This window comes from Rahnella variigena (assembly GCF_003610915.1).
In the GTDB taxonomy this organism is placed as follows: Bacteria; Pseudomonadota; Gammaproteobacteria; order Enterobacterales; family Enterobacteriaceae; genus Rahnella; species Rahnella variigena.
Genome location: NZ_NSDJ01000001.1, coordinates 1,749,056 through 1,766,251, shown reverse-complemented (window position 1 = coordinate 1,766,251; position 17,196 = coordinate 1,749,056). Strand labels below are relative to the sequence as shown.

Sequence of the window (17,196 nt, the reverse complement as noted above, 5' to 3'; positions counted from 1 at the left end):
TCTGTGGCGGGAACGGCATTAAATCGTCATTTGCGTTGCAACAAGACAGCAACAGATTTGCAAACGGTCACAATTCCTCGCGCAATCTGATGACCGTTAATGACCGATTGTGTGGAGTTGACCGTTTAAGGGGAGTGAACGGGGAGTGATCCCCGTTATCGGTGACTGATTCTGATTACCTGCCGCCTGCCAGCTCGAGAAAGCTGCCGGTGGCGTAAGAGGCGGAATCCGACAGCAGCCAGGAAATTGCCTGTGCGACTTCTTCCGGCTGACCGCCGCGCTGCATCGGCAGATTGGCTTTCACGCGATCGACACGCCCCGGCTCTCCGCCGCTGGCATGCATTTCGGTATAAATCAGGCCGGGACGCACGCAGTTTACGCGAATACCGTAAGCCGCCACTTCCAGCGCCAGACCGGTGGTCAGGGTATCCACCGCGCCTTTCGATGCCGCGTAATCGACATATTCGCCCGGTGCGCCCAGACGGGAAGCCGCTGAGGACACATTCACAATTGCCCCGCCCTTTCCGCCATGCCTATGCGACATGATTTTCACCGCCTCTCGGCAGCACAGGAAATACCCGGTCACGTTAGTAGACAGGACTTTATTGATACGTTCGGCGGAGAGATTTTCAATGGTGGTCTGCTGGAACAAAATCCCGGCATTATTCACCAGCGCGGTGATCGGGCCGAGTTCGGCGCTGAGCTGTTTGAACATCGCGACAACCTGCGCTTCATCGGCAATATCAGCCTTCAGCGCAATTGCTTTGCCACCAGCCTGATGGATTTCATCGATAACAGATTGTGCTGCGGTTTCGTTATTCAGGTAATTTACACCGACGGCGTAACCCTGCTGCGCAAGAAGAAGAGCCGTTGCACGGCCAATGCCGCGGCTGGCGCCGGTGACGAGAGCGATTTTCATTGAATACTCCAGTGGGGGAAGTGAGCAAAGTGCTTACACCTCCCCCTGCGAAGGAGGAGGTTGGGAGGGGGTTTTAAGGACTAACACTTTGACAAAGCAAACTTTAATTTTTGGATTCTTACCTTAATACCCCACCCCAGCCCTCCCCTTGGCAGGGGAGGGAGCAGACCGAGTTTTTAATTCCCCACCCTTCTCAGAGAGGAGCAGAACGGAGTCTTACTCGTAATCTGACATCGGTACACACGAACAGAACAAATTCCTGTCCCCGTACACGTCATCCAGACGTTTCACGGTCGGCCAGTATTTATTGTCGTAACCGGCCGGGAATACCGCCACTTCGCGGGTGTACGGATGGTTCCAGTCACTGACCAGTTCATTCTGCACGTGCGGCGCGTTCACCAGCGGGTTGTCTTCCAGCGGCCATTCGCCTTTCGCTACACGGTCGATTTCACTGCGAATTGCCAGCAGCGCATCAATGAAGCGATCCAGTTCCACTTTGCTTTCGGATTCGGTCGGCTCAACCATCAGCGTACCGGCAACCGGGAAGGACATGGTCGGCGCGTGGAATCCGTAGTCGATCAGACGCTTGGCGATATCCATTTCACTGATACCGGTCGTCTCTTTCAGCGGACGAATATCCAGAATGCATTCGTGCGCCACACGGCCATCACGGCCGGTATACAGCACCGGATAGGCGTCTTTCAGACGGGTCGCGATGTAGTTGGCATTCAGAATTGCCACCTGGCTGGCTTGTTTCAGACCTTCCGCGCCCATCATGCGGATGTACATCCAGCTGATTGGCAGGATGGAAGCGCTGCCGAACGGAGCCGCAGAAACCGCGCCGTTTTGGGTCAGCACGCCGTCAATCTGCACCACGCTGTGACCCGGAACGAACGGAGCCAGATGTGATTTCACACCAATCGGGCCCATGCCCGGACCGCCGCCGCCGTGAGGGATACAGAAGGTTTTATGCAGGTTAAGGTGCGAGACGTCCGCGCCGATGTAACCCGGAGTCGTAATGCCGACCTGCGCGTTCATGTTCGCGCCGTCGAGATAAACCTGACCGCCGTACTGATGCACAATCTGGCAAACTTCACGGATGGTTTCTTCGTAAACGCCGTGCGTTGACGGATACGTCACCATGATGCATGACAGTTCGTCGCCCGCTTTCGCGGCTTTCTCACGCAGGTCACTCAGGTCGATGTTGCCCTGTTTGTCACACGCGACTACCACCACGGTCATGCTCGCCATTTGCGCGGAAGCCGGGTTGGTACCGTGCGCTGAACTTGGGATCAGGCAGATGTGACGACCGCTTTCGTTACGGCTTTCGTGGTAACGACGAATCGCCAGCAGACCGGCGTATTCGCCCTGTGCGCCGGAGTTTGGCTGCATACACACAGCGTCGTAACCGGTGAGCTGAACCAGCCATTGTGACAGCTGACCAATCATTTGCTGATAACCGCCAGCCTGTTCTGTCGGACAGAACGGGTGCAGCTCGGCAAATTCCGGCCAGGTAATAGGGATCATTTCTGCCGCAGCGTTCAGTTTCATGGTGCAGGAACCCAGCGGGATCATCGCCTGATTCAGCGCCAGATCCTTTTTCTCCAGACGGTGCATATAACGCATCATCTCGGTTTCGCTGTGGTACTGGTTAAATACCGGATGGGTCAGAATCGGATCCACACGCTGCATCGCCGCAGGAATAGAGTTGCTGTCGGTCGATGCAGCTTTATCCAGTTTGTCGATATCCAGACCGTTGTCGTCACCCAGCAGGGCAGCAAACAGAATCTGAACGTCTTCGCGGGACGTCGCTTCGTCCAGAGTGATACCGACTGCGCCGTGAATGTCAGTACGCAGGTTCAGACCGAAACTCAGCGCGCGTTCCAGCACGGCGGCTTTGTCTTTAACTTCAACGGTCAGCGTATCGAACCAGCTGTTATGACGCAGCGTCAGGCCGCCCTGTTTCAGGCCAGCGGCCAGAATGTCGGTCAGACGATGAATGCGTGACGCAATGCGTTTCAGGCCTTCAGGGCCGTGGAATACCGCATACAGGCTGGCAATGTTCGCCAGTAAAACCTGCGAGGTACAAATGTTGGAGTTGGCTTTTTCGCGGCGGATATGTTGCTCGCGTGTCTGCATCGCCATACGCAGTGCAGTTTTGCCCGCGGCATCACGGGAAACCCCGATGATACGGCCCGGCATGGAACGTTTGAATTCGTCTACGCACGCGAAGAAGGCCGCGTGCGGACCGCCGTAGCCCATCGGCACACCAAAGCGTTGCGCGGAACCGAAGACCACGTCTGCGCCCTGCTTGCCCGGTGCGGCCAGCAGAACCAGCGCCATAATATCAGCGGCAACGCTGGTAATAATTTTGCGGGATTTCAGTTCGCCCAGCAGCGCGGTGTAATCATGAACTTCGCCGGTGGTGCCAACCTGCTGCAACAGCACGCCGAACACGCCTTCCAGCTCGAGCACTTTTTCCGCTTTATCAACGATGATGTCAAAACCAAAGGTTTCCGCACGGGTGCGTACCACATCCAGCGTTTGCGGGTGCACGTCGTCCGCCACGAAGAAACGGTTAGCGTCTTTCAGTTTGCTGGCACGTTTTGCCAGCGCCATCGCTTCGGCGGCGGCAGTCGCTTCATCGAGCAAAGAAGCAGAAGCCAGATCCAGACCGGTCAGATCTAACGTCAGTTGCTGGAAGTTCAGCAATGCTTCAAGACGGCCCTGCGACACTTCCGGCTGATACGGCGTGTACGCGGTATACCAGCCCGGATTTTCCAGCATATTGCGCAGGATAACCGGCGGCGTCAGCACCGCGCTGTAACCCATACCGATGTAGGATTTATAACGCTGGTTCTGGCTGGCAATGGCTTTCAGCTCAGCCAGCGCCTGATGTTCCGTCACGGCATCGCCGACGGCCGGTGGCCCCGGCAACTGGATATCGACCGGAACGATCTGCTGGATCAGCGCGTTTAAGGAATCCGCACCGACCGTTTCCAGCATTTGCTGTTGCTGCTGAGAAGACGGACCGATATGGCGGCCGATAAAGGCTTCGCTGTGTTCGAGTTGGCTGAGAGTCTGAGTCATTTGCTACGCATTCCTGAAATCTGCTGGAGGTGTCTTGGGATACTGACAAAAGCTACGGGTCGGGATCTGCCCCGCAAGCGGCTTGCGGGGCGGGTAAACAGTGTTTAATTAGTCTTCAATGGATGCTGAATAGGCATCTGCATCAAGCAGCTTAGCCAGTTCGCTTTCGTCTGACGCTTTAATCTGGAACAGGAAACCGGTGCCGTATGGCTCGCTGTTGACCAGCTCCGGAGAACCTTCCAGTTCGCCGTTAACTGCAACGATTTCGCCGCTGATTGGAGAATAAATATCTGACGCCGCTTTGACGGATTCAGCTACGGCACAGTCTTCACCGGCAGCCACTTCGCGACCGACTTCTGGCAGATCAACGAAAACCATGTCGCCCAGTAATTCCTGCGCGTGTTCGGTGATGCCTACGGTGTAAACGCCGTTGCCTTCTGAACGTACCCACTCGTGGGAAGAGGCGTATTTCAAATCTGCTGGAACATTGCTCATGTTATTTTCTCCAAAAAAGTGCTTAATTCAGCGTTAACTGGATAATTTTTATTACGAATTCTTTACTGCACCAGCGGTTTGCCGTTACGGACAAAACCTGGCTTAGTGACTTTTACCGGCATTTCGCGGTTACGGATTTGCACAATAGCGTTTTCGCCAATGCCCGCCGGAACGCGCGCCAGTGCAATGCTGTAGCCGAGCGTCGGAGAGAATGAGCCGCTGGTGATCACGCCTTCCAGCGTGTTGCCCGCGCTGTCGGTGAATCGCACCGGCAGTTCGTTACGCAATACGCCTTTTTCGGTCATCACCAGGCCAACCAGCTGTTCAGTGCCCTGCTCACGCTGTCTTTCCAGTGCGTCACGGCCAATAAAGTTACGGTCTTCCGGGAGCCAGGCGATGGTCCAGCCCATGTTGGCCGCCAGCGGTGACACGCCTTCGTCCATTTCCTGACCGTAGAGATTCATGCCAGCTTCCAGACGCAGCGTGTCGCGCGCGCCCAGACCGGCGGGTTTCACGCCTGCGGCCAGCAGTTTCTGCCAGAAATCCGCCACCTGCTCTTGCGGCAGCGCGATTTCATAACCCGCTTCGCCGGTATAACCGGTGGTGGCGATAAACAGATCGCCCGCCTGAACGCCAAAGAACGGCTTCATGCCCGCGACCGCTTGTTTTTGTTCAGCGGTGAACAAGGTTTCCGCTTTTTCTTTCGCCTGCGGCCCCTGCACAGCGACCAGCGCCAGATCATCACGCACCGTCAGTTCAACAGCGTACGGTTCTGCATGCTGCGAAATCCATGCCAGATCTTTCTCGCGTGTAGCGGAGTTAACCACCAGACGGAAATAATTTTCGTTGAGGAAGTAAACGATCAGGTCGTCGATCACGCCGCCGGACGCATTGAGCATGCCGGTGTACAGCGCTTTGCCGGGAACGGTGAGTTTGGCGACATCGTTCGCCAAAAGATAACGGAGGAATTCACGGGTACGGGCACCGTGGAGATCGACAATGGTCATGTGCGAGACGTCAAACATACCGGCATCCTGACGCACGATGTGGTGTTCATCCAGCTGGGAGCCATAATGCAAAGGCATCATCCAGCCGTGGAAATCGACCATACGCGCGCCGCACGCAACATGTTGTTCATAAAGCTGAGTCTGCTTAACCATCTTATTCCTCATTTAATTAAGTGCATAAACAGCACACCGCGCAAACGATACCCTCGCTCGAACTTACCACTGAATCTCCCTGCTAACCATAAGTTAAAATATGCAGAGCGGGATAAATGTCAGTGATTTCACAAGGGCATTGTGCAGAGTTTTTGACTGGCAAACTGGGGTTTGTGACGCAAAATCTACAAATAAACATCAAAAGTGTCGATGTTATATAACGACAAGGCCGGATTTCTCACCATTTGCAGAATGAGAAATCCGGCCCCGGATTAGAAAATGTAATGGAAAAACTGAGCTGAAATTAGATTATTTCAATCGAAGTGAATCGTCCTGTAACCACTCAGGTAAATCATTCAGCCCCATCGCCTGACGCACCAGTTTCGGTTTCACGCCCGGCAGAGAATCCGCCAGCGTCAGGCCGATATCCCGCAACAGTTTTTTGGCAGGATTGTCACCGGCAAACAGTTCGCGGAAGCCCTGCATCCCTGCCAGCATCAGCGCGGCGCTGTGTTTGCGGCGTCGCTCGTAACGGCGTAAATACATGTGCTGGCCGAAATCTTTGCCTTCTTTTTGCAGTCGTCTGATTTCAGATGCCAGTTCTGCGGCATCCATGAAACCTAAGTTGACGCCCTGACCGGCCAGCGGATGCACGGTATGCGCCGCATCGCCCACCAGCGCCAGACGTGGTCCGGCAAAGCTGCGGGCATAACGACCGGTCAGCGGGAAGGTCAGGCGCTCGCTTTCTAAGGTACAAATACCCAGACGCAGGTCAAAGGTACTGGCGAGGATTTTGTTGAACTCTTCAGGCTCCAGCGCGCTCAGGCGCTGTGCTTCATCCGGCGAAACTGACCAGACAATAGAAGACAAATGGGTATCGGCCAGCGGCAGAAATGCCAGAATGCCTTCGCCATGGAAGACCTGGCGTGCAACAGACTGGTGCGGTTCTTCAGTGCGGATGGTCGCAACCAGTGCATGATGGCGATAATCCCAGAATGTCAGCGGGATATCCGCGTGCTGACGCAGCCACGACTGCGCGCCGTCCGCGCCGACCACTAACCGTGCGGTGAGCTGACGATCATCGCTGAGGGTGATAAACGCCTCGTTTTCGCCCCACGCCACATTTTTCAATGTAGCCGGCGCGAGCAAAGTGATGTCGGAAGATTTTTCCGCACGCTGCCACAATGCGCGATGTATCACCTGGTTTTCAATGATGTGGCCGAGATGGCTGAAACCGTACTCTTCGCCACGGAACGCGATTTTACCGAAGCTGTCGCGATCCCAGACTTCCATCCCCTGATAGGCATTTGCACGCTGAGCAATAATGTTGTCCCAGACGCCGATATATTTCAGCAGACGTTCACTGGCAGCATTAATAGCTGAAACCCGCAAACCCGGCTGGTCCGGTAGCGGTGAATCGAGATCCGGCAGCTTGTTTTCCAGCACCGCCACGCGCAGACCGCTGCCCTGTAAACCACACGCCAGCGCCAGACCAACCATTCCGCCACCGGCGATAACCACATCAAAAGATTGCATAATTTTTCCTGTAAGGCTTAACGGTCAACCCAACCTAAAGTTCTGCGGGTAAACGCATCGCGCAAGGGCGTAATGCCTTCCATCGCCAGTAAACCGAGATTACGTCCGACCATTAACGGCAGCCAGCGGTTGGCAAATAGGTGGATCAGGCCATCGGTCACGCCGACGGTTGCCTGCTGATCGGGCTGACGACGCTGCTGATAGTCACTCAGTACGCGGTAACTGCCGACATCGCTGCCATTCGCCGTCGCGTTAGCCAGCGTTTCCGCCAGCGTCATGACGTCACGCAGCCCGAGGTTAAAGCCCTGTCCGGCAATCGGATGCAGCGTTTGTGCTGCATTGCCGACCAGTGCCAGACGATGGCTGATATGACTGTTGGCTTGCTGTAATTGCAGCGGATAGCTGAAACGTTTACCGGCCTGTTTTATGGTGCCCAGACGCCAGCCAAATGCTTTTTGCAGCTCGCTGAGGAACTGCGCTTCGCTCCAGTGATCAATCTCTTCTTTCGCTTCGCGCGGATGACACCAGACCAGCGAGCTGCGTCCATCGGACATCGGCAGCAGTGCCAGCGGCCCGTGTTTTGTGAAGCGCTCAAAAGCACGATTGTGGTGCGGCTCGCTGGTTGCCACGTTGGCAATGACAGCGATCTGACCATAATCCTCACGCTGCCAGCCAATATTGCAGGCTTTTGCCAGCGAAGAATGCGAACCGTCCGCGGCGACAAGCAGCTGCGCGGTCAGCGTTTCACCGGTATCAAGCGTGACACTGGCAGAATCCTGAGAACGCGCGACATCGGTGACTTTTGCCGGGCAATGCAGCGTGACGCCGGGGGCATTTTTCAGCATGGCAAACAGCCGTTTGCCGACTTCATGCAACTCGACCACCTGCCCGAGCGCTTCCACGCCGTAATGCGCGGCATTGAGATTCACAAAAGCCGCATGACCGCGATCACTGACGTGGATATCACGAATTGGCGTGGCAATAGCTTTCAGGGCCGGCCAGATGCCAGCACGGGCTAACTGCTGGCAGGTGCCCTGCGCCAGCGCAATCGAGCGGGCATCAAAACCAGGATGTCCATGATGTTCCGGCGCAGTGGCTTCCACCAGGTGCACCGGCAAACTGCCCTGCGTCAGCGAGGAAATCGCCAGCGCCAGCGAGGCACCGGTCATTCCGCCGCCAACAATGACTATGCTCATATTATTTCTGTGCCGCCGCCATTAATGCTTCAATTTCATCGGCTTCTTTCACCACATCGCCGGTCAGAATTTCAATGCCGGTGGCGGTGATCAGAATGTCGTCTTCGATACGGATACCGATGCCACGGTAAGCTTCGGGTACGTCCGCGTCCGGCGCGATATACAGGCCCGGTTCAACGGTCAGTACCATGCCAGGTTCCAGCGTACGGCTGCGATCTGCCGAGCCGTAATGACCCACGTCATGAACGTCCAGCCCAAGCCAGTGCGATAAACCGTGCATGAAGAACTGTTTGTGCGCCTGCTCAGCGTAAAGGGTTTCAACGTCGCCCTTCATCACGCCGAGTTTGATCAGGCCTTCAATCATCACGCGCACTGCGGCTTCGGTTGCGGCCTGAATGCTGCTGCCCGGGCCGAAGACTTCCAGCGCTTTGTATTCTGACGCCAGCACGATGTCGTAGATTTCGCGCTGCGCTTTGCTGAATTTGCCGTTCACCGGGAACGTACGGGTAATATCACCGGCATAGCCCTGATATTCACAACCGGCGTCGATCAGCACTAAATCGCCGTCACGCAGTTCGCATTCATTTTCGGTGTAATGCAGAATGCAGCCGTTTTCGCCGCCACCCACGATGGTGTTGTAGGACGGATAACGCGCGCCGTGACGGTTAAATTCGTGATGAATTTCGCCTTCAAGCTGATATTCAAACATGCCCGGACGGCATTTTTCCATCGCACGGGTATGCGCCAGCGCGGTAATGTGTCCGGCGCGGCGCATGATGGCGATTTCTTCCGGTGATTTGAACAGGCGCATGTCGTGCACCCACGGACGCCAGTCAATGACAGTCGCAGGAGCAGAGAAATTCTGGCGGAAGCCTTTGCGCAGTTTTTCCATGGCACGGTTTACGATTTCATCGGCATAGGCGTAATCGCCTTGCGCGTGATACACCACATCAAGGCCGTTGAGCAGCAGATGCAACTGGTCGTTGATGTCGTCAAAAGGCAGCGCTTTGGTCACGCCAAGTTTGGCGGGCGCGGCATCCTGACCTAAACGACGGCCAAACCAGATTTCAGCGGTGAGATCACGCACACGGTTAAACAGTACGCTGTGGTTATGATTTTCATCACTTTTCACCAGGATAAGCACCGCTTCCGGTTCATTGAAACCGGTGAAGTACCAGAAATCACTGCTCTGACGATACGGGTATTCACTGTCGGCACTGCGTGTTGCTTCCGGCGCAGAAAAAATTATCGCAGCGCTTCCCGGTGCCATCTTCGCTAACAGCGCCTGACGACGATTCTCAAACTCTTGCTGAGTCATCACCTTCTCCTGAAATCGTTTTAATGTGTGCAATGTTCGGTTAATGCCATCAACCACTAATGCAATGTACGGTGGTTTTCCGCAGCCGTCGGGCGGCTGTGACCAAATTCACCAAAGCAAAGAATCGCCGCGACGCGAACGTATTCGACAACTTCCTCTAAAGATTGCGCCAGTTGTTCCTGATCTTCATCTTCGTCGTAACCGAGTTGCGCGATGCTACGCAAATCATCGATAGCTTCACCGACTTCGCCTTTCACTTTAGCAAGTTTAGGCTGCATCATGCCCAGACCGAGCAGGAAATGGTTCACCCATCCGGCCAGCGCATCGGCACGCTCAAAGACGTGTTTGTCATCGTCAGGCATCAGCATTTTAAATTCAAAGCTGTCATCTTCGAGGGTATCTGACGTCACTTTGCGCAGTTGTTGCAGCAAATCTGCCAGCGTGTGCGGGAAGGCCATGCCTTCGTTTGTCAGGTCATGCACCATCGTCAGCCAGCTGCCGTCGCGATTGCCACCGCACAGCAAGCCACTGATCAAACCGTGCATTTCTGCTGCGGTTAAAGCAACCGATTGTTGTTTCAGGTTTTGATCCAACGAATCGTAAGTAGGGTAAGTATTCTCAATAGACATGCGCATTCGCCATCGTTGGTCGGTTAAGTTCGTGTTATGCTACCACCAAGGTCTGTCGTAGTACCAGATTAGCAGCCCGCTATGGCGTGGTATAAGGCATGAATGGCACGCCCTGAACAATCGGGCAGCAGTCAGCCGGTCATGGGGTTGTAACCTGGTATTGAGATAGTTATAGTGGCGCCCGCTTCCAACATCCTGCGCCAGGTCGTAGTGGTCACGTTGGGGCGGACGAATAAATCAGCAGGAAGGTGGCATGTCTGCACAACCGGTAGATATTCAAATTTTTGGTCGCTCTTTACGAGTGAATTGTCCGCCAGAACAACAGGAAGCACTGAATCTGGCAGCTGATGATCTTAATCAGCGGTTGCAAGATCTGAAAGTTCGCACTAGAGTCACCAATACAGAGCAACTGGTTTTCATCGCGGCATTAAACGTATGTCACGAACTTGCTCAGGAAAGGTTGAAAACGCGCGACTATGCATCCAATATGGAACAACGCATTCGGATGCTGCAACAAACCATCGAGCAAGCTTTGCTCGAACAAGGCCGGATCTCTGAACGTGAAGGGGCGCCTTTCGAATAACACGCGTTGCTGACTGACTGGTCACAGGTCGTCAGAAACGGTAAAAAATTTCTCTGAGATGTTCGCCAGCGGGCCCGTCCCCTGAGCCGATAATTAGTACCAACAGAATGTGATGATCCGTAATCGGTGCGCATGCTCGGTCCGTCCGAGAAGCCTAAAGACTGCGACAGCACGTTCACCTTGAACCATGGGTTCAAGGGTTACAGCCTGCGACGGCATCTCGGAGATTCCCCTTTCTTTTCGGTACATCCCTTTCTGGTGTTTGTATCTATGTCCTACACTCCTCAGTTCTCTTCAGCCCGACAAATTATCCGTACTGAAATTCGCCAACGCAGAAACTCTCTGACCGCTGAGCAGCAAACGCATTTTGCCCATCAGGCCGCAGAGCGTGTCGCCACGCATCCTGAGATTCAATCCGCAAAAACCATTTCCGTCTTTCTGTCTTTTGATGGCGAGCTGGATACAGCCCCCCTGATCGACCGCTTATGGCGCGAAGGTAAGCAACTTTGCCTGCCGGTCCTTCACCCTTTCTCTGCGGGTAATCTGCTTTTTCTGCGTTATACGCCCGAAACACCGCTGGTCCGCAATCGCCTCAAAATCCTTGAGCCGCAGCTGGACGTCACCCAGGTCATTCCTTTATTACAGCTGAATATCATCCTGACGCCACTGGTCGCCTTCGACAGCACCGGGCAACGTTTAGGGATGGGCGGCGGCTTTTATGACCGTACTCTGGAAAACTGGCAGGAAGGCGGGCCGTATCCGATAGGTCTGGCGCACGATTGCCAGCATGTCGATGCGTTGCCGACAGAACACTGGGATGTGCCGTTACCTGAAGTGATTACGCCAGGTAAAATATGGACATGGTAATGCCAGACAATAAAACATCGCTGTAAAGTGCAGATACGCCATAAGCTGTGAGCAACCTTTAAGTATGTTGTAACTAACCAGAGTATCTTTACGCCAGACCACACATCGGACTAACTCTAACCCTCTGAAATAAAACACATCTCTTTATTTATACATACCGTTACACGCCGATACCAATCACTCACGGACAGCGCTGTTCGTCACGCCTATTATTCTCTCACCGGCCCCGCAGTGGGGTGGACACATAAACCAAAAATTCTTAAGGAATTACACATGAAAAAAGTATTAGCTCTGGTTGTAGCCGCTGCAATGGGCCTGTCTTCAGTTGCTTTCGCTGCTGAAACCACTGCAACTCCAGCACCCGCTGCAACAGCAACTACCGCTGCTCCGGCTCATGCGACTAAGCATAAAGCACATAAAAAACCTGTGCAGAAAGCTCAGGCTGCCAAGAAACACAAAAAAGCAGCTAAGAAAGCGCCAGTAGCTCAAAAAGCTCAGGCTGCCAAAAAACACGTGAAACATGCTAAGAAAGCTGCCCCGGTAGCTCAGAAAGCCCAGGCTGCTAAAAAACAAGTAAAACATGCCAAGAAAGCTGCTCCGGTAGCTCAGAAAGCCCAGGCTGCTAAAAAACACGTAAAACATGCCAAGAAAGCTGCTCCGGTAGCTCAGAAAGCCCAGGCTGCTAAAAAACACGTGAAACATGCTAAGAAAGCTGCTCCGGCTGCAAAAGCAACGCCAGCAGCATAAGAAGTAACGAAGAAGTCTTCGTGAGTATTTCTGCTCACTCTTATCAAGACTGTTAATTTAACACCCGGTTCGCCGGGTGTTTTTTTCTCCGGTTTTTATTCTGAGGTACTGACAGATGACACTGCGCCGCTACCAGTTTGAAATCACCCTGTCATCATTGATCCTTTGTGGTCTGGTCGCCCTCTCCTTTTACTTCTGAATGCTTTTTAATTCTGAACGCTTTTACTCCTGAATGCTTAGTCATCCCGGTAAGATCCCCTCCCGACATTCTTCACTTTCCCGATATCCCTTCTTCTTTCTTTGAAACCAGAAAGCAAAAAACCGCCTTGCGGCGGCTTTGATATTTACGACTGATGTAATCAGTACAGCAAACGTGCGCGGATAGTGCCCGGAATGGCCTTCATCAGTTGCAGCGCAGTGGTCAGCGTGTTGATATCCGTTTCTGCATCAATCACCACATAACCGATTTCAGGGCTGGTTTGCAGGTACTGCGCAGCAATGTTGATACCCTGTTCCGCAAAAATCTGGTTGATGCTGGTCAGCACACCCGGACGATTTTCGTGGATATGCAGCAGACGGCTGGCTTTCTCGGTGTGTGCCGGCAGAGAAGCTTCAGGGAAGTTAACCGCTGACAGTGTTGAACCATTGTCAGAGTACTTCGCCAGTTTGCCTGCGACTTCCAGACCAATACCTTCCTGCGCTTCCATCGTCGAACCGCCGATGTGCGGCGTCAGCAATACGTTGTCGAATTCACACAGCGGAGAATTGAACGGGTCGCTGTTAGTCGCCGGTTCTTCCGGGAAGACGTCGATAGCCGCACCGGAAAGATGTTTGTTACGCAGCGCATTGCACAGCGCAGGGATGTCGATGACCGTACCGCGTGAGGCGTTGATCAGCAGTGCGCCCGGCTTCATCTGCGCCAGCTGCACTTCAGAAATCATGTCTTTGGTTCCGGCTGTTTCCGGCACATGCAGCGTGACGACGTCGCTGGTATTGAGCAATTCTTCCAGTGTGGCAATCGGCTGCGCGTTGCCCAAAGGCAGCTTGCTTTCAATGTCATAATAGAAGACGCGCATCCCCAGGCTTTCCGCCAGAATCCCCAGCTGCGTACCAATGTGGCCGTAACCGATGATACCCAGACGTTTACCGCGCGCTTCAAACGAGCCGACAGCCAGTTTGTTCCAGATACCGCGGTGCGCCTTGGCGTTAGCTTCAGGAATGCCACGCATCATCAGCAGCATTTCGCCCAGCACCATTTCGGCAACCGAACGGGTATTGGAGAACGGTGCGTTGAAGACCGGAATACCGCGACGGGTCGCCGCTTTCAGATCCACCTGATTAGTCCCGATACAGAAACACCCAACAGCCACCAGTTTTTCGGCTGCCTGGAACACTTCTTCAGTCAGCTGAGTACGCGATCGGAGTCCAACAAAGTGCGCATCACGGATCGATTCTTTCAGCGACTCCGTATCTAAAGCACCTTTGTGAAATTCAATATTGGTGTAGCCCGCGGCACGGAGTGTATCAACCGCACTTTGGTGGACGCCTTCCACTAACAAAAATTTAATCTTGTCTTTCTCAAGTGATACTTTTGCCATTTCCCGACCCTATATTTTTCTGGCTGAAATCGAACTGCTAGGTGACTGCTCACAGTCAACATAACAAAAAATCCGCCATCATCAATACAAACGATTGCCTGACAGGCAGCAGAAGGCTCACCTCGCCAGAGGGTTTTCAGCATTTCATGCTGGTTAGATTTTATGGAGCCAGACGTTCAGGAGGAGAATTTCAGGAATGTGACATAAGTCACCAAATTAAGGCTTTTGAAGAAAAGATGATTCAGCCAGAAAATTATCATCTTCATAACATTGTGTTATGACAGGAGTGTGTCTGGCTGCTTTTATCTGAGCAGCCAGATCTTCTGCTTATCGCTGGATTATTTCAGCTTAACAGTTTTAACGCCTTCAGAAGTGCCGACCAGCGCCACGTCAGCACCACGGTTAGCAAACAGGCCGACGGTCACGACACCGGCGATCCCGTTGATCTTATTTTCCAGCGCGATGGCATCTATAATGCTCAGGTTATGCACGTCGAGGATCACGTTGCCGTTGTCGGTCAGGACATTCTGACGGTACTCCGGCAGACCGCCGAGTTTCACCAGTTCACGCGCAACATAAGAGCGCGCCATCGGGATCACTTCTACCGGCAGCGGGAATTTACCCAGCACATCAACCTGCTTGGAAGCATCCACGATACAGATGAATTTTTTGGCAATCGCCGCAATGATTTTTTCGCGGGTCAGCGCTGCACCGCCGCCTTTGATCATCTGCATTGCGCCGTTGATTTCATCCGCGCCATCAACATACACATCCAGCGAGTCCACTTCATTGCTGTCGAAAACGTGGATGCCTAAGCTTTTCAGTTTTGCGGTAGAGGCGTCGGAGCTGGAAACCGCGCCTTCAATCTGGCCTTTGATGGAACCCAGTGCGTCAATGAAATGTGCGGCGGTGGATCCGGTACCGACACCGACAATGGTGCCCGGCGTGACGTAATCCAGTGCGGCCCAGCCGACTGCTTTTTTCAATTCTTCCTGCGTCATAATGGCTTCTCTGTCTGATAACACGAAAGTGGCGTGAATGCTTCGATGTAACGAATAGTGCCGGTGATTATAAAGCATGTCCCGCCAATATGGATAAACATCACCGCAGCCAGATCACACTTATTAAGTGCAATTGTGCAGCAAACACAAAGATTTTCCTCACCACAAATCCTGACAATCTGTGGCATAGTGTTCGGATAAAATTAAATCTAAGGGACAGAACTCCGATGAAACGCCCGGACTATAGAACGCTGCAGGCACTGGACGCGGTGATCCGCGAGCGCGGTTTTGAGCGCGCCGCACAGAAGCTTTGCATCACTCAATCGGCGGTCTCTCAGCGCATTAAACAACTGGAAAATTTGTTCGGCCAGCCTTTGCTGGTGCGTACCGTGCCGCCTCGTCCGACCGAGCAGGGTCAGAAATTACTGGCATTACTGCATCAGGTGGAATTGCTGGAAGAAGAGTGGCTGGGCAGTGACAGCAATAATGAAAGCAACGATACGCCGCTGCTGCTTTCACTGGCGGTGAACGCCGACAGTCTGGCGACCTGGCTGTTACCGGCGCTGAAATCGGTACTGGTCGATTCGCCTATCCGTCTGAATTTGCAGGTGGAAGATGAAACGCGCACGCAGGAACGTCTGCGTCGCGGTGAAGTGGTCGGTGCGGTGAGTATTCAGCCACAGCCGCTGCCGAGTTGTCTTGTGGATCAGCTGGGTGCCCTCGACTATTTGTTTGTCGGTTCCAGGCCCTTTGCGGATCGCTATTTCCCGAACGGCGTCACCCGCTCCGCTTTGCTGAAAGCGCCTGCAGTGGCGTTTGACCATCTGGACGATATGCATCAGGCGTTCCTGCAACAGAACTTCGATTTGTCGCCGGGCAGCGTGCCGTGCCACATCGTTAACTCGTCGGAAGCCTTTGTGCAGCTGGCCCGTCAGGGCACCACCTGCTGTATGATCCCGCATCTGCAAATCGAGAAAGAACTGGAAAGCGGCGAACTGATCGACCTGACACCCGGCCTGTTCCAGCGCCGTATGCTTTACTGGCACCGTTTTGCGCCGGAAAGCCGCATGATGCGTAAAGTCACTGACGCGCTGATCGCCCACGGTCATCAGGTGTTGCGTCAGGACTGATGAAAATATCCGGTATGGAAAGCGGTGCTTAACCGCTTTTCTCCCGGACCATTTCGATCAATGCCCGCAAAGCCGCAGGGACATGACGGTTTCCCGAGAAATAGAGAAACAAACCAGGGACAGGCGGACACCAGTCTTCCAGCACCGCGATTAAGCGCCCCTCTTTCAGCGCTATCCGCGCGTAATCTTCCGGAACATACGCAATCCCCAGGCCGTCCTCTGCGGCCTCAACCATCAGTTGTGTATTGTCCAGCGTCAGATTTCCGGGCACATCAATTGCCACTTCCTCTGCGCGTTTTTGAAATTCCCAACGATAACGTTTGCCGCTAGGCAGACGCTGCCGCAAACACTGATGACGAGCAAGGTCATCCGGCGTTTCAGGGGCCGGATACATAGCAATATAATCCGGTGATGCTACGGCCAGAAATCGTAAATCGGGGCTGAGCCGCACAGCGATCATGTCCCGTGGAACCGCTTCTCCCAGCCGGATCCCCGCATCAAAACCCTGCCCGACAATATCCACCAGCTTTCCTTCCGCCACCAGATCCAGCGTCACACCGGGATAACGCGTCATGAACTCCGGCACAATATTCCGCAACAACAGGCGGATAGCGCCTTCGCTGCCGTTAATGCGCAGTTCACCGGTCAGTCGCCCCTGCTCACCCGCGACATCCTCCAGCGCGGCATCCAGCCCGCTCATCAGCGGATCGATGCGTTTCAGCAAGCGTTCGCCCGTTTCAGTCAGCGACACACTGCGCGTAGTGCGGTGCAAAAGGCGTGCGCCAAGGCGATCTTCCAGCCCGCGCATAACGTGGCTGAGCGACGATCGCGTGATGCCCAGAAGATCGGCGGCGCGGCGGAAACTCCCGTGTTCGGCGATAGCCATAAAGGCCCGGAGTTCTGCCAGGGTCGGTTTGTTCATGGATG

16 protein-coding genes and 1 other RNA gene are annotated in these 17,196 nt (G+C 54.0%); 6 read left to right on the top strand and 11 right to left on the bottom strand.

Translation table 11 applies throughout. The annotated features are described in order from the left end of the window. Positions 1-175: 175 nt before the first annotated feature. From CKQ54_RS08060 to CKQ54_RS08025, 8 genes are all read right to left on the bottom strand, one after another. Positions 176-919, bottom strand: coding sequence for an SDR family oxidoreductase (locus CKQ54_RS08060; RefSeq protein ID WP_113878380.1), 744 nt, complete (start codon positions 917-919; stop codon positions 176-178). 216 nt (positions 920-1,135) lie between these two features. Beyond that, a complete protein-coding gene (gene gcvP / locus CKQ54_RS08055; RefSeq protein ID WP_120160944.1) occupies positions 1,136-4,009 on the bottom strand; it encodes an aminomethyl-transferring glycine dehydrogenase in 2,874 nt (957 codons plus the stop codon). Between the two features lie 108 nt (positions 4,010-4,117). After that, positions 4,118-4,504 carry a glycine cleavage system protein GcvH gene (gene gcvH / locus CKQ54_RS08050; protein ID WP_120160946.1) on the bottom strand — a complete coding sequence of 129 codons (387 nt, stop codon included), beginning with the start codon at positions 4,502-4,504 and terminating at the stop codon, positions 4,118-4,120. Between the two features lie 62 nt (positions 4,505-4,566). Next, positions 4,567-5,664, bottom strand: a complete 1,098-nt coding sequence (gene gcvT, locus CKQ54_RS08045; protein WP_120160948.1) for a glycine cleavage system aminomethyltransferase GcvT — start codon at positions 5,662-5,664, stop codon at positions 4,567-4,569. A 309-nt stretch (positions 5,665-5,973) separates the two neighbouring features. After that, entirely contained in the window at positions 5,974-7,200 is a 1,227-nt protein-coding gene (gene ubiI / locus CKQ54_RS08040; RefSeq protein WP_120160950.1) for an FAD-dependent 2-octaprenylphenol hydroxylase, read from the bottom strand. Between the two features lie 17 nt (positions 7,201-7,217). After that, positions 7,218-8,396, bottom strand: coding sequence for a 2-octaprenyl-6-methoxyphenyl hydroxylase (ubiH, locus tag CKQ54_RS08035; protein ID WP_120160952.1), 1,179 nt, complete (start codon positions 8,394-8,396; stop codon positions 7,218-7,220). 1 nt (position 8,397) lies between these two features. Further along, positions 8,398-9,714: a Xaa-Pro aminopeptidase gene (gene pepP / locus CKQ54_RS08030; protein ID WP_120160954.1), complete on the bottom strand. Its 1,317-nt coding sequence runs from the start codon at positions 9,712-9,714 to the stop codon at positions 8,398-8,400. Positions 9,715-9,770: 56 nt separating this feature from the next. Next, positions 9,771-10,343, bottom strand: a complete 573-nt coding sequence (locus CKQ54_RS08025; protein ID WP_112290632.1) for a YecA/YgfB family protein — start codon at positions 10,341-10,343, stop codon at positions 9,771-9,773. Between the two features lie 253 nt (positions 10,344-10,596). On the opposite strand from CKQ54_RS08025, the gene zapA reads away from it, so the two are divergent. The 5 genes from zapA (at position 10,597) to ydgU (ending at position 12,739) form a co-directional block, all read left to right on the top strand. Beyond that, complete coding sequence (gene zapA / locus CKQ54_RS08020) at positions 10,597-10,926, top strand: cell division protein ZapA (protein WP_112290630.1); 330 nt, start codon at positions 10,597-10,599, stop codon at positions 10,924-10,926. Between the two features lie 47 nt (positions 10,927-10,973). Continuing rightward, a non-coding RNA gene (ssrS, locus tag CKQ54_RS08015) (6S RNA) lies at positions 10,974-11,157 on the top strand. Positions 11,158-11,196: 39 nt separating this feature from the next. Next, on the top strand, positions 11,197-11,793 hold the full coding sequence (locus CKQ54_RS08010) for a 5-formyltetrahydrofolate cyclo-ligase (RefSeq protein WP_120160956.1): 597 nt from the start codon (positions 11,197-11,199) through the stop codon (positions 11,791-11,793). 273 nt (positions 11,794-12,066) lie between these two features. Then, positions 12,067-12,540 (top strand): acid resistance repetitive basic protein Asr, encoded by a 474-nt coding sequence (asr, locus tag CKQ54_RS08005; protein ID WP_120160958.1) that lies wholly within the window; start codon positions 12,067-12,069, stop codon positions 12,538-12,540. Between the two features lie 115 nt (positions 12,541-12,655). After that, positions 12,656-12,739, top strand: coding sequence for a small membrane protein YdgU (ydgU, locus tag CKQ54_RS26165; protein ID WP_462687232.1), 84 nt, complete (start codon positions 12,656-12,658; stop codon positions 12,737-12,739). Positions 12,740-12,899: 160 nt separating this feature from the next. Here ydgU and serA read toward each other — a convergent pair whose 3' ends face one another. Together serA and rpiA are read right to left on the bottom strand one after the other, a co-directional pair. Then, positions 12,900-14,138 carry a phosphoglycerate dehydrogenase gene (gene serA, locus CKQ54_RS08000; protein ID WP_112288973.1) on the bottom strand — a complete coding sequence of 413 codons (1,239 nt, stop codon included), beginning with the start codon at positions 14,136-14,138 and terminating at the stop codon, positions 12,900-12,902. A 338-nt stretch (positions 14,139-14,476) separates the two neighbouring features. Continuing rightward, positions 14,477-15,139, bottom strand: a complete 663-nt coding sequence (gene rpiA / locus CKQ54_RS07995; protein WP_120160960.1) for a ribose-5-phosphate isomerase RpiA — start codon at positions 15,137-15,139, stop codon at positions 14,477-14,479. Between the two features lie 227 nt (positions 15,140-15,366). Here rpiA and CKQ54_RS07990 point away from each other — a divergent pair, with 227 nt between their 5' ends. Beyond that, positions 15,367-16,269, top strand: a complete 903-nt coding sequence (locus tag CKQ54_RS07990; protein ID WP_112288975.1) for a LysR family transcriptional regulator ArgP — start codon at positions 15,367-15,369, stop codon at positions 16,267-16,269. A 28-nt stretch (positions 16,270-16,297) separates the two neighbouring features. On the opposite strand, the gene CKQ54_RS07985 is transcribed toward CKQ54_RS07990, so the two are convergent. After that, a complete protein-coding gene (locus CKQ54_RS07985) occupies positions 16,298-17,191 on the bottom strand; it encodes a LysR family transcriptional regulator (protein ID WP_120160961.1) in 894 nt (297 codons plus the stop codon). Positions 17,192-17,196: the final 5 nt, after the last annotated feature.